The organism is Burkholderia sp. Bp9015 (assembly GCF_003853505.1).
Classification (GTDB): Bacteria; Pseudomonadota; Gammaproteobacteria; order Burkholderiales; family Burkholderiaceae; genus Burkholderia.
In genome coordinates, this window is record NZ_QTPZ01000028.1 from 63,852 (window position 1) to 77,801 (window position 13,950).

Sequence of the window (13,950 nt, forward strand, 5' to 3'; positions counted from 1 at the left end):
TCGTGGCTCGTGCAACAAGGTCAGAAGGCGATGCCGAGCGTCAGGTACGGGCGCACGCTGTGGTTGCGCAGTCCGTACGCGACGTCGACGTTGATCGGGCCGACGGGGCTGCGCCAGCGCGCGCCGATGCCGACGCCCGGGTAGAACACGCGCTCGCCCCACGCATCGGTCGCGGTGCCGATGTCGAAGAAGGTCGCGGCGCCCCAGTCGCGGTTGAACCAGTGCTGGTATTCGGCGGTGCCCGTCATCAGGTACTTGGTCGGCAGCACGGAGCCGGCGACGCTGTTGCCGATGCTCTGGTAACCGTAGCCGCGCACCGAGTTCGAGCCGCCCGCGCGGAACAGCAGCGATGCCGGCACGCCGGTCGAGCTGCCGCTCGTGAACACGCCGCCGAGCTCCGCGCGGAACACGAACAGGTCGCGCTTGCCGATCGGCACGTACTGCTGGCCGCGCGCGTAACCGCGGATGAAGGTCTGGTCGGTCAACACGCCCTTGATCGCGAAGCCGGCCTCCGCGTGGATCAGGTTGCCCGAGCGCGGGAACAGCGGATCGTCGACGTTGCGGCGCGTCCATGCCCACTGCGGCACCAGCGCGCGGCTCGTGGTCGGGCCGGCGCCGTTCTGGTCGAGCCGGTCCTGGTAGAACATCAGCGAGTACGCGTAGTCGATGAACTGGCCGGTGCGCGTGCGCTGCACGCCGACCCGCGCGCTGTAGATGCGCGTGTCCGACACGTTGGTGTTCGTGTACGACGCGAGCACGCTGTTGGTCCACCCTTTCGCGCCGGGCGGCATCGACAGCTGGACCTGGCCGTACTGCTGGATCTGGTCGAGCCGGCCCGACACGGTGAACGGCCACGCGGCGCCGAACGTGTCGAGATACGTGTAGGAGCCCTGCACGTGCGGGCCCGTATCGGTCGCGTAGCCGACGCCGCCGCGAATGTTGTTGTACGGGAACTCGCTGACCTTCACGTGCACGGGCGTACGCTCGGGCTTCGACGTATCGTCGCCGACGTCGATCGCGACGCTCGCGTAGTACGGCGTGTTCTGCAGTTGCCGCTGCAGCTCGGTGATCCGCTGCACGTCGTAGATCTCGCCTTCCGACAGCGGATTGACGTTCGTGACGATCTTCTCCGGGTAGCGGCGCACGCCATCGACATCGACCTTGCCGATCGTGAATGTCGGGCCGCTGTCGAACGTGACGGCCAGCGTCGCGCGCTGCGTGCGCGGGTCGATGCGCGCCTCCGACGACGCGATCTTCGCGCCCAGGTAGCGGCGCGCCTGCAATTGCCTGAGCGCCGCGCCCTTCGCGACGTCCCAGTCCGATTGCGTGAACGGGTCGCCCGGCTTCAGCGAAAACGCGAAGCGGGTCGCGGCCTCCTGCTTCGGATCCTCGGTGCCGACCGGGCCCTTGAACGTCAGGTCGACCGTCGACACGACGGTCTGCGGCCCCGGATCGACGGCGACGCGCACGTCCCGCTTGCCGTCGCGCGTGCGCACGTCGGTGCGCACGACCGGCGAAAAATAGCCGGCCGTCGCGGTCAGGTCGCGCACCTGCTGCGGTGTCGCGGTCACGAGGAAGTCGAACTGGTCGTCGCTGATGTCGTCGCGCTTCGCGAAGCGCGCGATGTCGAGATGGGCCTTGAGGAGCTTGCGGATCGAGCGCGGCGCGTCGATGTCGACGTCGTACTTCGCGTAGGCCGGCAGCACGACGAACGCGGCGAGACAGCCGACGAGGGCTGCCCGGGCCGCCGCACCGGCGCCGCGCCGTGCGCGACGACCGGGGTGTCGGGCCGCGCGCGGGCTCGTCTCATGCGTCGTGTGTGCTTGCTGGTTCGCGTGACCCGCCAAATATGACCTCACCCTCGGTTGTCGTGATTCCGTGGAAAACCCTGTATTTGACCACAAGGCGGCGGCCCTGCCCGCGCGGGCCCCGCTTTGACGCTTGCGCGCAACGACGCGCGCACGGGCGCGGCCGGCCGCGCCGCGGGCACCGGCCAGCGGATTCGACGCGCGATTGCCGCCGGCTGTTCCCCGCGATGCGGTAAAATCCCGCCATCGCGAATCCGGCGCATCGTGCGCCGCCCGAAACGGAAAGCCAAGCCATGCCGTACCAGTCCGACGTCACGCAATTCCTGAACCAGCTCAAGCAACAGAAGCCGACGCTCGAAGAAGAGCAGCGCAAGGGCCGCTCCCTGCTGTGGGACAAGCAGCCGATCGACCTCGACGAGCGTGCCGAGCAGCAGGAATCGCGCGTGAAGCAAACGTCCTACGTCTACTACCAGAACTTCTGACGACGTGAGCGCCGCCGACGAGGCCAGCGCCGCCCGGCAGGACGACGCGATCGCCGCGCCCGCGGGCGCCGATTCGACGCCCGACACGGTCGACGGTGTCGCGGCGTTCGCACGCCTGTACGGCGAGCCGCTCTTCAAGCTGCCGCAGGACCTCTACATCCCGCCCGATGCGCTCGAGGTGTTCCTCGAGACGTTCGAAGGCCCGCTCGACCTGCTGCTGTACCTGATCCGCAAGCAGAACTTCAACGTGCTCGACATCCCGATGGCGCAGGTCACCGCGCAATATCTGGGTTACGTCGACCAGATCCGCACGTCGAACCTCGAGCTGGCCGCCGAATACCTGCTGATGGCCGCGATGCTGATCGAGATCAAGTCGCGGATGCTGTTGCCGGTCAAGAAGGCCGACACGGGCGAGGAAGCCGAGGATCCGCGCGCGGAACTCGTGCGCCGCCTGCTCGAATACGAGCAGATGAAGCTCGCCGCGCAACGTCTCGACCAGTTGCCGCAGCTCGGCCGCGACTTCCTGCGCGCCGAGGTCTACATCGAGCAGAGCATCACGCCGCGCTTTCCCGACGTGAACTCGGACGACCTGCGCGCCGCGTGGGCCGACGTGCTCAAGCGCGCGAAGCTCGTCCAGCACCACAAGATCTCCCGCGAGGAGCTGTCGGTGCGCGAACACATGAGCCTGATCCTGCGCAAGCTGCAGAACGCACGCTTCATGGAGTTCGCCGACCTGTTCGACACGTCGCGCGGCGTGCCGGTCGTGGTCGTGAACTTCATCGCGATGCTCGAACTCGCGCGCGAATCGCTCGTCGAGATCACGCAGCCCGAACCGTTCGCGCCGATCTACGTGCGCCTCGCGTACCTGCCCGCGTAAGGCGCCCGCCGCCCCCGCCTCACCCCGCACACCGAAACACGCCGCATCCCGCCGCCGGGCCCGCCCGCGCGGACTGCCTGCGGCGCGCCCGCGTAAAAAGTGAACGATCGTACTTTTTTCGATGCGTCCGGCGGCCAAATCCTCTACAATCCGCCGACGCCCGATGCGCCGCCCGCGCGCCGGCGTTCTCCGCTTCGACCCCGACGCCGCTGTTGCGGCGCCAACGCGCGCCTGCGCGAGGAACCCGCTACCCGATCATGAAAGTCATCAGCTCGATCCAGGAACTGCGCGACCAGTTGCGCGGACAGAACCGCACGGCGTTCGTGCCGACGATGGGCAACCTGCACGAAGGTCACCTGTCGCTGATGCGCCTCGCGCGCCAGCACGGCGACCCGGTCGTGGCGAGCATCTTCGTCAACCGGCTGCAGTTCGGCCCGAACGAGGATTTCGACAAATATCCGCGCACGCTGCAGGACGATATCGAGAAGCTGCAGAAGGAAAACGTCTACGTGCTGTTCGCGCCGACCGAGCGCGACATGTATCCGGAGCCGCAGGAGTACCGCGTGCTGCCGCCCGACGACCTCGGCGGGATTCTCGAGGGCGAGTTCCGCCCCGGCTTCTTCGCCGGCGTGTGCACGGTCGTCACCAAGCTGATGTCCTGCGTGCAGCCGCGCGTCGCCGTGTTCGGCAAGAAGGATTACCAGCAGCTGATGATCGTGCGCCGCATGTGCCAGCAGCTCGCGCTGCCGGTCGAGATCATCGCGGCCGAGACCGTGCGTGACGAGGACGGCCTTGCGCTGTCGTCGCGCAACCGCTACCTGACGACCGACGAGCGCAAGGAAGCGCCCGAGCTCGCGAAGACGCTGCAACGCGTGCGCGAGAGCGTGCTCGGCGGCGAGCGCGACCTCGGCACGCTCGAGCAGCACGCGCGCACGCATCTGGCCGAGCGCGGCTGGGCGCCCGACTACATCGCGATCCGCCGCCGCGCGAACCTGATCGCGCCGAGCGCCGCCGAGCTCGAAGCCGGCGAGCCGCTCGTCGTGCTCGCGGCCGCGAAGCTCGGCGCGACGCGCCTGATCGACAACCTGGAAATCTGACGGGCCGCCCGCCCTCGCCTCACACGCATCACGGAGATACCATGCAGCGCCACATGCTCAAATCGAAGATCCACCGCGCGGCCGTCACGCACTGCGAGCTGCATTACGAAGGCTCGTGCGCGATCGACGAAGACCTGCTCGAAGCGGCGGGCCTGATCGAAAACGAACGGATCGACATCTGGAACATCAACAACGGCGAGCGCTTCTCGACCTACGCGATCAAGGGCGAGCGCGGCAGCGGGATGATCTCGCTGAACGGCTCGGCCGCGCGCCGCGCGCAACTCGGCGACCTCGTGATCATCGCTGCGTTCGCGATGGTCGACGAAGCCGAGCTGCAGGCCGGCTGGAAGCCGAAGCTCGTGTTCATCGACGAAGGCAACAAGATCAAGGGCCACCGCGACCACGTGCCGACGCAGAACTGGACCTGATTCACGCGGCGGCCGGCGTATCGCGGCGCGCCGGATCGCTGCCGCGGCGCCCCGCGCGCCGGGGCGGCCGAAGCCGCGCAGCCGCATACGTACGAAGGGCCTGATCCGGCACGCTGCCGAATCAGGCCCTTCTTCATTGGAGCGGGAACCGACCGAATTCGACCGGCTGCGCCGCGCGGGTTCGCCTCGCGCGCTCAGGACGCCTTCGCGACCTTCTCCGCTTTCGGTGCACGGCGCTCGGCCCATTCGACGATCGGCCGCCACTGCTCGAGATCCTTCTCGACGCGGCTCTTCGCGACGTCCCACAGCGTCAGGCCGTGCGCGGCAATCTGCACGTAGTTCTGCGTGTCGCGCACGTAGCCGAGCACCGGCAGCCCGAGCCCTTCGACGAAACGGTGCAGCTGGTCGGACGAGCGCGTGCGCGCGTCGACCCGCATCCCGACGATCCCGACCTCGACGCTGCCCTTGCGCACGGCCTTCTCGCCGGCGAGGCGCTCCAGAAACTGCTGGGTCGCGAGAATATCGAACATCGACGGCTGCAGCGGCACGATCACCTTGTCGGCGAGCTGCAGCGCGACGTTGAGCCGGTTGCCGTGCAGCCCGGCCGGCGTGTCGATCACCGCATATTCGAGGCCGCGCGGCGGCTTCGACGGCGCATCCGGGTCGAGCTCCCACGCCTCGATCGGCGGCAGGCCGGCCGGCCGCAGGTCGAGCCACGCATGCGCGGACTGCTGCCGGTCCAGATCGGCGAGCGCGACCCATGCGCCCTGCGCCGCGAAATAGCCGGCAAGATTGGTGGACAGCGTGCTCTTCCCCACGCCGCCCTTCGGATTCGCCACCACGATGACCGTCATGAATTCCCCCGAAAAAGCCGTGCGGCGCCTGCCGCCCTGGCAGGCGCCGCTCGATTGCGGATACAGGGAGCGATGATATCGGCAAACGGGGTGTCACCGGAACGGGTTGCGCCGAAGCCCCCCCGTTTATGCGGTCCGCGTCGCGGCGCGCGGTGCGCCGAGCGCGAACGCACCGCCGCCCAGCAGCGCCTGCACGGCCAGCGTGACGGCCCAGAACGCCGGGTATTCCCAGCCGCCGTTCGGCGACGCGAAGCTCCAGCCGTTCGGCAGATGCGCGGACACCGCGCCGAGCATGAACGGCAGCAGCACGAGTGCGGCGATCCGCACGCGGAAGCCCGCGAGCAGCGCGAGGCCGCCCGCCAGTTCGACGACGGTGGTGACATACGCGAGCCAGCCCGGCAGGCCGATCGACGCGAAAAACTGCGCGGTGCCGGGCAGCGTGAAGACGAACACCTTCTGCGCGACGTGCGCGAGGTACAGCACGCCGAGTGCGACACGCAGCAGCGTCGCGCCGAGATCGTTCAGGCGATTGGGGTTCATGGCGAATTCCTTCGTGAGTGGATGGGAATGGATCGCACTCTATTCGAATCGATTCGACCAATAAATATGCATTTCGGCTTTAACTGATTCCCGAATGGAACGAATCGGATCATGAAAAAGGGCATGACCGATCATGCCCCGATGCCTGCACCCCTGCGAACCTCAGCCGCCGCTCTTGCCCTGGGCGGCGTCGCCCGAGCCGGCCGGCCCGCCGCCCGGTGCATACGAATCACACGCGTGCGCAAACGCCGACGCGCCCAGCAGCACCGCGAGCAGCACACTCAACCACCATCGACCCTTCATCGTCGCGCTCCTTCGGGCGGACCTCCGCCCATCTGAGTTGTACGCGATCCGCCGCAAAATGCCAGGCCGGCACGCCATGCGTCAGCGGAACTCGGCGTACAGCGCGCGCAGGTCGAGATGCTCGGCGAACGAATCGGCCAGCCGCTCCAGCGACGCCTCGCGCAGCGCCGGATAGTCGATGCGTTCCGCGCCGTCGAGCCCCGCCCATGCGAGCAGTGCCGCGCACGCGTCGGGCGCGTCGAACAGCCCGTGCACGTAGGTCGCGAGGATCTGCCCGTCGGCCGACCGTGCGCCGTCCGGGCGCACGCCGCCCGGTGCGTCGCCCGTCGCCAGTTCCAGCGCGGGCGCCGCGAGCGCGGGCCCGCGCGTGTCGCCCATGTGGATTTCGTAGCCGTGCACCGCGGCCGCGCCCGGCAGCGCGAGCTGCCCGGTCACGTTCTTCAGCGTCTTGTCCGGCTGCAGCGTCGTGTCGAAATCGAGCAACCCGAGCCCCGCCACGCTGCCGGGCGCCCCTTCGAGGCCGAGCGGATCGTCCAGCGTGCGGCCGAGCATCTGCATCCCGCCGCAGATGCCGATCACCTTGCCGCCATAGCGCAGGTGCCGGCGGATCACCGCGTCCCAGCCCGCGTCGCGCAGCCACGCGAGATCGCGCTGCACGCTCTTCGAGCCGGGCAGGATCAGCAGGTCGGCGTCCGGCACCGGGCCGCTCTTCCAGTACGTGAACTCGACCTGCGGATGCGCACGCAGCGGGTCGAAATCGGTATGGTTGCTGATCCGCGGCAAGGCGGGCACCACCACGCGCAGCACGCCGGCATCGCCGCGCGCGGCGGCGCTGCGCGCCTGCGACGGCAGCATGTCCTCGGCATCGAGCATCAGCCCGTGCAGGTACGGCAGCACGCCGAATACCGGCTTGCCCGTCTGCGCGCGCAGCCAGTCGAGGCCCGGTTCGAGCAGCCTGATGTCGCCGCGAAAGCGGTTGATGACGAAGCCGCGCACGCGCGCGCGCTCGCTGTCCGACAGGCACGCGAGCGTGCCGACCAGGTGCGCGAACACGCCGCCGCGGTCGATGTCGGCCACCAGCACGACCGGGCAGTCGACGCGCTCGGCGAAGCCCATGTTCGCGATGTCGCCTTCGCGCAGGTTGATTTCGGCCGGGCTGCCCGCGCCTTCGACGAGCACCGTGTCGTAGCCGGCGCGCAGCCGCGCGTAGGACTCGAGCACCGCGTCGAACGCGACCGGCTTGTAGTCGTGGTAAGCACGCGCGTCGAGGTTCATGCGCGCCTTGCCGTGAATGATCACCTGCGCGCCGCGGTCGCTGGTCGGCTTCAGCAGCACCGGATTGAAATCCGTATGCGGCGCGACGCCGGCGGCCAGCGCCTGCAGCGCCTGCGCGCGGCCGATCTCGCCGCCGTCGGCCGTCACCGCGCTGTTCAGTGCCATGTTCTGCGGCTTGAACGGCGCGACCCGCGCGCCCGCACGGCGCGCGAGGCGGCACAGGCCCGCGACGAGCGTGCTCTTGCCCGCGTCGGACGTCGTGCCCTGGATCATCAACGTGCCGTGCGGCTGCGGTTCGGGTGCGTTCATCGTGTGCAAAGTCGTGGCGAAGCAAACGCGCATTATCGCCCGCGTGCGGCCGCCCGCGCCGTTACAATCACGCGATGATTCCGCACGACCTCACCTTCGTCCTCGGCGGCGCGCGCTCGGGCAAGAGCGCGCACGCCGAGCGGCTCGCCGCCGACAGCGGCCGCCCCGTCACCTACATCGCGACCGCGGCCGCGACGGCCGCCGACGCCGAATTCGAACGGCGCATCGCGCATCACCGCGCGCGCCGGCCGGCCGACTGGGGTTTCGCCGACGCGCCCGTCGACCTCGCCGGCACGCTCGCGCGGCTCGACGATCCGCACGCGTGCCTGCTCGTCGACTGCCTGACGCTGTGGCTCACGAACCTGCTGTGCCCGCTCGACGGCGAACCGCTCGACGATGCGCAGTACGCGGCGCAGGTCGGGCGGCTCGAGCACGCATTGCGCGGCGCGCGTGCGAAGGTGATCGTCGTCAGCAACGAAATCGGGCTCGGCGTCGTGCCGCTCGGGTCGGTCACGCGCCGCTACGTCGACGAACTCGGGCGCCTGAACCAGCGCGTCGCCGCGCTCGCGACGCGCGTGACGCTGCTGGTCGCCGGGCTGCCGCTCGAACTCAAGGCCGGAGCGCCGTCATGCTGATGCTGTCGCTGCCGCTCGTCGCGATGCTCGCGGTCGCGGCCGCGATCGTCGATCGTGTGATCGGCGAACCGGCCGGCTGGCATCCGCTCGTCGCGTTCGGCCGGCTTGCCGCGCGCATCGAAGGCGCGCTGAACACGGGCCGGCGCGGCCGCGTGGTCGGCGTCGCCGCATGGGTCGCGGCCGTGGTGCCGCCGGTGGCCGTCGCCGCGTGGCTCGCGGCCGTGCTGCCCTGGCCGCTCGCGGCCGCGCTGCACGTCGCGCTGCTGTGGTTCGCGCTCGGCGCGAAGAGCCTCGCCGACCACGTCGCGCCGATCGCCGCCGCGCTGCTGCGGCACGATCTCGATGCCGCACGCGCGCTGACCGCACGGATCGTGTCGCGCGACACGAGCGCAGCCGACGAAGGCGCGCTGTCGCGCGCGGCCGTCGAATCGGCCCTCGAGAACGGCAACGACGCGATCTTCGGCGCGCTCTTCTGGTTCGTCGTCGCCGGCGGCCCCGGCGCGCTGCTGTTCCGGCTCGCGAACACGCTCGACGCGATGTGGGGCTATCGCACGCCGCGCTTCCTGACCTTCGGCTGGGCCGCCGCGCGACTCGACGACGCGCTCAACTGGATTCCCGCACGCGTCACCGCCGCGAGCTACGCGCTGCTCGGCGACACGGCCGCCGCGTGGCGCTGCTGGCGCACGCAGGCGCGCCACTGGGACAGCCCGAACGCGGGCCCCGTGATGGCCGCGGGCGCCGGCAGCCTGAACGTGCAGCTCGGCGGCCCGGCCGTCTATCACGGCGAAATCGAAGACCGTCCCGCGCTCGGCACCGGCGCACCGGCGACGGCCGCGCACGTCGTCGCCGCGCTGTCGCTCGTCACGCGCACGCTCGCGCTGTGGCTCGCACTGCTCGTCGCGAGCGGCGCACTCATCCTCGCAACCCATCATGTCTGACGCACGCATCCCGCACGGCGGCAACCTGCACGAAGCCGCGCGCCGCCACGGCATTCCGTATGACGCCTGGCTCGACCTGTCGACCGGCATCAATCCGGTCGGCTATCCGGTGCCGCCGGTCCCGGCCGACGCATGGCGCCGGCTGCCCGACGACGGCGACACGCTCGCCGCATGCGCGGCCCGCTACTACGGCGCACCCGATGCCGCGCACGTGCTGCCGGTCGCCGGCAGCCAGGCCGCGATCCGCGCGTTGCCCGCGCTGCTGCCGGCCGGCGACGCCGGCGTCGCGCCGCTCGCGTACGGCGAATACGCGCCTGCCTTCGCGCGCCACGGCCATCGTGTCGTCCCGCTCGACATCGCCTCGGACGCGTTGCCTGCGACGCTGCGTCACGTCATCGTCGGGAATCCGAACAATCCGACTGCCGAGTTCGTTCCGACCGAACGGCTGCTCGGCTGGCATGCGCAACTGTCGGCACGCGGCGGCACGCTGATCGTCGACGAGGCCTTCGCGGATACGGGCGCCACGCCATCGCTCGCGCAGTACGCCGATCGTCCGGGCCTCGTCGTGCTGCGCTCGGTCGGCAAGTTCTTCGGGCTCGCCGGCATTCGCGCGGGCTTCGTGCTCGCGCGTCCCGAGCTGATCGCCGCGCTGCGCGACATGCTCGGCGCGTGGACCGTCAGCGGCCCCGCGCGTCACGCGGTCGCCGCCGCGTTCGCCGACCGCGCATGGCAGGCCGCCGCGCGCGAGCGGCTCGCGGCCGACGGCGCACGCCTCGCCGCGCTGCTGCGCACACACGGCTTCGCGGTGCACGCGACGCCGCTGTTCAGCTGGACAGACGACCCGCGCGCCGCCGCGCTGCATACGGCACTCGCCACGCACGGAATCTGGACGCGGCACTTCGCGCAACCGTCGAGCGTGCGCGTCGGCCTGCCGGGCAACGAAGCCGAATGGCTGCGCGTCGCCGACGCGCTCGCGCAGTGCGTGCCGACGCTGCAACGGGCATCCGCATGAACGCCCGCCCGTTGCGCCGGTTGCCGGCGCTCGCGATGCTGGTCGCGCTCGCGCCCTTCGCTCACGCCGACATCACGACCCGCGACGATGCAGGCAATGCCGTCACGCTGCCCGCACCGGCGCAACGCGTGATCAGCCTCGCGCCGCATGCGACCGAACTGGTCTATGCGGCCGGCGGCGGCACGAAGCTGGTCGGCACGGTCACGTACAGCGACTACCCGCCCGCCGCGCAGGCCGTGCCGCGCGTCGGCGACAACAAGGCGCTCGACCTCGAGCGGATCGCCGCACTGAAGCCCGACCTGATCGTCGTCTGGCGGCACGGCAATGCCGAGCGGCAGACCGATGCGCTGCGTGCGCTGCACATTCCGCTGTTCTTCAGCGAACCGAAGCATCTCGACGACGTCGCGACGTCGCTGCGCCGTCTCGGCACGCTGCTCGGCACGGAACCGGTCGCCGACGCGGCCGCGGCATCGTTTTCGCGCAACATCGCGGCGCTGCGCGCGCGTTACGCGGCGCGCCCGCCCGTCACGATGTTCTTCCAGGTATGGGACCGGCCGCTGACGACGCTCAACGGCGCGCATCTGTTCAACGACGTCGTCACGCTGTGCGGCGGCCGTAACGTGTTCGCGGCGCTGAAGCCGCTCGCGCCGACCGTCACCGACGAGGCCGTGCTTGCGGCGAATCCGGAAGCGATCGTGACGACGAGCGCCGGCGCGACACGCTCGGACGCGCCGCTGCCGAGCCTCGCGCGCTGGCGTGCATGGCCCGCGCTGACGGCCGTGGCGCGCAACAACCTGTTCGCGATCGACGGCGATCTGCTGACGCGGCCGTCGCCGCGGATCGCGCAAGGCGCGGCCGCGCTGTGCGAGGATCTCGACGCGGCGCGGACGCGGCGGCCGGCGCGCTGATTTCGGGCCTTGATGCGCTCGCCCGCGTCAGACGAGCACGCGACTGCCTACGCGTCCCAGTGGACGACTTCCCACGTGCGGGCGGCATCCTCCATGCGCAACCAGACGACGCCGCCCGTCGGCACCGGTCGTGACAGCAGCGTATCGAGCGGCACGCGCAGCGCATGCGATGCGAAGGCGCGAATAACGCCCGCGTGCGTGATCGCCCATTGCGGCGCGTCGGCCTGTGCGACCTCGCCGGCCACGCGCGCCACGCGCTCGACGAACCGCGCGACGCTTTCGCCGCCATGCGCGCACGCATGCATCAGGTCGGCCGCCCACGCATCGAGCGCGGCGCGGTCGATGTCGTCCCAGCGCTGCAGTTCCCACGCGCCGAAGTCCATTTCCTGCCAGCCCGCGTCGCGCCGCAGCGGCACGTCGAACGCGTGCGCAAGCCGCTCGGCGACCGACGCGCAACGCGTGAGCGGACTCGTCCAGACCTGCGCGGGCAACGGCGCCCCGAGCGCCGCCAGACGCTCGCGCATGGTCCGCGCCCCCGCCTCGGCCGGTGCGGCGAGCGGCACGTCGCTGCGTCCGTAGCACACGCCCTGCTCGACAGCGACGGCCGGATGGCGAATCAGGACGAGATCCATCCGAGCACCACGAGATAGATCGCCAGCTCGCTCAACTGCTGCGCGAAGCCGAGGCAGTCGCCCGTATAACCGCCGATCCGCTTCACGAAATAGCGGGCCGCCCATGCGCGCACGAGCACGAGCGCGACGACGGCCGCGACGCCCGCGCGCCAGTCCGGCCAGAACAGCCACGGCAACCCGAATGCGGCCACGACGCAGGCCGCGCGCGCGCCCATGCGCTGTGCAACCGGTTTTGCCTTGCCTTCCGGCCGGACGTAGTCGAGCGACATCAGCAGGCTCACGGCCGCCGCGCGGCTCGCCGCATGCGCGGCGATCATCGTCCACGCGGCGCGCAGCGGCGGCATGGCCGCGAGCGCCTGCCATTTCAGGCCGAGCGCGATCACGAGCGCGGCCGCGCCGAACGTGCCGATGCGCGAATCGTGCATGATCCGCAGCACGTCGTCGCGCGCGTAGCCACCGCCGAACGCATCGCAGCTGTCGGCCAGGCCATCCTCGTGGAATGCGCCGGTCGCGAGCAGCGTCGCGGCCATCGACAGCCCGACCGCGATCGACGCCGGCAGCACGCGCAGCGCCGCGAGATAGACGAGCGCGCCCCATGCGCCGACGCACGCACCGACCAGCGGGAAGTAGCGTGCGGCCTGATCGAGATCGCCGGCCGCGTAGCCGATCGCGCGCGGCACCGGCACGCGCGTGAAATAGCCGAGCGCGACGAAGAAGTAGCGCAGTTCGGCGCGTACGCCCTGCGCGCGTTCAGGCGTCACGATTGTCGACGCCCGCGGATTCGAAGCTCGCCATCTCGGTGAGGAACGCAGCCGCCGCGCGCACCAGCGGCAGCGCGAGCGCGGCGCCCGTGCCCTCGCCGAGCCGCAGGTCGAGCGCGAGCAGCGGCTTCGCGCCGAAATGCTCGAGCATGCGCCGGTGCCCGGCCTCGTGCGACGCATGCGAGAACACGCAGTAGTCGCGCACGCCGGGCGCGATGCGCTCGGCGACGAGCAACGCGGCCGTCGCGATGAAGCCGTCGACTAGGATCGTCATCCGCTCGCTCGCAGCCGCGAGATACGCGCCCGTCATCATCGCGATCTCGAAGCCGCCGAACGTCGCGAGCACGTCGAGCGGCGCGATCGCATGCGAATGCCGGACGAGCGCGCGGCCGAGCACCGCGCGCTTGTGCGCGAGCCCCTGGTCGTCGAGACCCGTGCCGCGCCCGACGCACGCGTCGATCGGCACGTCGAGCAGACGGCTCATCAGGCACGCGGCCGACGACGTGTTCGCGATCCCCATTTCGCCGAAGCCGATCACATTCGTGCCGAGCGACGCGTGCACGCGCACGCGCGCGGCACCCGCGGCGAGCGCCGTTTTCGCCTCGTCGTGCGTCATCGCGGGTTCGACCGCGAAATTGCGCGTGCCGCGCGCGACCGGCAGCGACACAAGCCGGTCGGACACCGGCAGCGGCGACGCGACGCCCGCATCGACGATCTCGAGCACGCTCTGCGCGACGCCCGAGAACGCATTGATCGCCGCGCCGCCGGCCAGGAAGTTCGCGACCATCTGCGCGGTGACCGACTGCGGATACGGGCTCACGCCCTCGGCCGCGATCCCGTGGTCGCCGGCGAACACGATCGTCACGGGACGCTGCACGTGCGGCCGCTCGGTGCGCTGGATCAGGCCGATCTGCAGCGCGAGCGCCTCGAGCTGGCCGAGGCTGCCGGGCGGCTTGGTCTTGTGATCGATCACATGCTGCAGACGCTTGCGCAGCGTGTCGTCGAGCGGCGCGATCGCGGGCGGGAAGTCGGTCGGGTTCGTCATCGGAAGGTTGCCTCGTTGGTGCGGCCGCTGCCGCGCATCGAAAGAA

16 protein-coding genes are annotated in these 13,950 nt (G+C 70.5%); 8 read left to right on the forward strand and 8 right to left on the reverse strand.

The genetic code is table 11. The annotated features are described in order from the left end of the window. Positions 1-20: 20 nt before the first annotated feature. A complete protein-coding gene (locus DIE12_RS26320) occupies positions 21-1,847 on the reverse strand; it encodes an autotransporter assembly complex family protein (protein WP_124521611.1) in 1,827 nt (608 codons plus the stop codon). 254 nt (positions 1,848-2,101) lie between these two features. Here DIE12_RS26320 and DIE12_RS26325 point away from each other — a divergent pair, with 254 nt between their 5' ends. The 4 genes from DIE12_RS26325 to panD all read left to right on the forward strand — a co-directional run bounded on the left by DIE12_RS26325 (position 2,102) and on the right by panD (position 4,692). Further along, positions 2,102-2,290, forward strand: coding sequence for a DUF3460 family protein (locus DIE12_RS26325; RefSeq protein ID WP_044849219.1), 189 nt, complete (start codon positions 2,102-2,104; stop codon positions 2,288-2,290). Positions 2,291-2,294: 4 nt separating this feature from the next. Further along, a complete protein-coding gene (locus DIE12_RS26330) occupies positions 2,295-3,167 on the forward strand; it encodes a ScpA family protein (RefSeq protein ID WP_044849220.1) in 873 nt (290 codons plus the stop codon). Between the two features lie 257 nt (positions 3,168-3,424). Then, positions 3,425-4,264: a pantoate--beta-alanine ligase gene (panC, locus tag DIE12_RS26335; RefSeq protein WP_124521549.1), complete on the forward strand. Its 840-nt coding sequence runs from the start codon at positions 3,425-3,427 to the stop codon at positions 4,262-4,264. A 41-nt stretch (positions 4,265-4,305) separates the two neighbouring features. Continuing rightward, on the forward strand, positions 4,306-4,692 hold the full coding sequence (gene panD, locus DIE12_RS26340; protein ID WP_006484038.1) for an aspartate 1-decarboxylase: 387 nt from the start codon (positions 4,306-4,308) through the stop codon (positions 4,690-4,692). 194 nt (positions 4,693-4,886) lie between these two features. On the opposite strand, the gene DIE12_RS26345 is transcribed toward panD, so the two are convergent. The 4 genes from DIE12_RS26345 to DIE12_RS26355 all read right to left on the reverse strand — a co-directional run bounded on the left by DIE12_RS26345 (position 4,887) and on the right by DIE12_RS26355 (position 7,973). Then, entirely contained in the window at positions 4,887-5,546 is a 660-nt protein-coding gene (locus DIE12_RS26345) for a ParA family protein (RefSeq protein ID WP_044849222.1), read from the reverse strand. A 126-nt stretch (positions 5,547-5,672) separates the two neighbouring features. Further along, a complete protein-coding gene (locus tag DIE12_RS26350) occupies positions 5,673-6,086 on the reverse strand; it encodes a DoxX family protein (protein WP_044849223.1) in 414 nt (137 codons plus the stop codon). 162 nt (positions 6,087-6,248) lie between these two features. After that, entirely contained in the window at positions 6,249-6,389 is a 141-nt protein-coding gene (locus tag DIE12_RS38220; RefSeq protein ID WP_185500425.1) for a hypothetical protein, read from the reverse strand. A gap of 81 nt (positions 6,390-6,470) precedes the next feature. Then, complete coding sequence (locus DIE12_RS26355; protein ID WP_124488456.1) at positions 6,471-7,973, reverse strand: cobyric acid synthase; 1,503 nt, start codon at positions 7,971-7,973, stop codon at positions 6,471-6,473. A 74-nt stretch (positions 7,974-8,047) separates the two neighbouring features. On the opposite strand from DIE12_RS26355, the gene cobU reads away from it, so the two are divergent. The 4 genes from cobU to DIE12_RS26375 are packed head-to-tail and all read left to right on the forward strand — an operon-like array spanning position 8,048 to position 11,466. After that, positions 8,048-8,608 carry a bifunctional adenosylcobinamide kinase/adenosylcobinamide-phosphate guanylyltransferase gene (gene cobU / locus DIE12_RS26360; RefSeq protein ID WP_124488457.1) on the forward strand — a complete coding sequence of 187 codons (561 nt, stop codon included), beginning with the start codon at positions 8,048-8,050 and terminating at the stop codon, positions 8,606-8,608. Further along, entirely contained in the window at positions 8,602-9,546 is a 945-nt protein-coding gene (cbiB, locus tag DIE12_RS26365; protein WP_124521547.1) for an adenosylcobinamide-phosphate synthase CbiB, read from the forward strand. The genes cobU and cbiB overlap by 7 nt, the downstream gene beginning before the upstream one ends. Next, positions 9,539-10,558, forward strand: a complete 1,020-nt coding sequence (gene cobD / locus DIE12_RS26370) for a threonine-phosphate decarboxylase CobD (RefSeq protein WP_124488459.1) — start codon at positions 9,539-9,541, stop codon at positions 10,556-10,558. Before cbiB ends, cobD begins: the two co-directional genes overlap by 8 nt. After that, complete coding sequence (locus DIE12_RS26375) at positions 10,555-11,466, forward strand: cobalamin-binding protein (protein ID WP_124521545.1); 912 nt, start codon at positions 10,555-10,557, stop codon at positions 11,464-11,466. Before cobD ends, DIE12_RS26375 begins: the two co-directional genes overlap by 4 nt. 47 nt (positions 11,467-11,513) lie before the next feature. Here DIE12_RS26375 and cobC read toward each other — a convergent pair whose 3' ends face one another. From cobC to cobT, 3 genes are read right to left on the reverse strand one after another with little or no spacing between them, the layout of a single operon-like run. Continuing rightward, positions 11,514-12,098, reverse strand: coding sequence for an alpha-ribazole phosphatase (gene cobC / locus DIE12_RS26380; RefSeq protein ID WP_124521543.1), 585 nt, complete (start codon positions 12,096-12,098; stop codon positions 11,514-11,516). Then, entirely contained in the window at positions 12,083-12,859 is a 777-nt protein-coding gene (locus DIE12_RS26385; protein ID WP_124521541.1) for an adenosylcobinamide-GDP ribazoletransferase, read from the reverse strand. Before DIE12_RS26385 ends, cobC begins: the two co-directional genes overlap by 16 nt. Next, positions 12,849-13,904, reverse strand: a complete 1,056-nt coding sequence (gene cobT, locus DIE12_RS26390) for a nicotinate-nucleotide--dimethylbenzimidazole phosphoribosyltransferase (RefSeq protein WP_124488463.1) — start codon at positions 13,902-13,904, stop codon at positions 12,849-12,851. The genes DIE12_RS26385 and cobT overlap by 11 nt, the downstream gene beginning before the upstream one ends. Positions 13,905-13,950 lie beyond the last annotated feature (46 nt).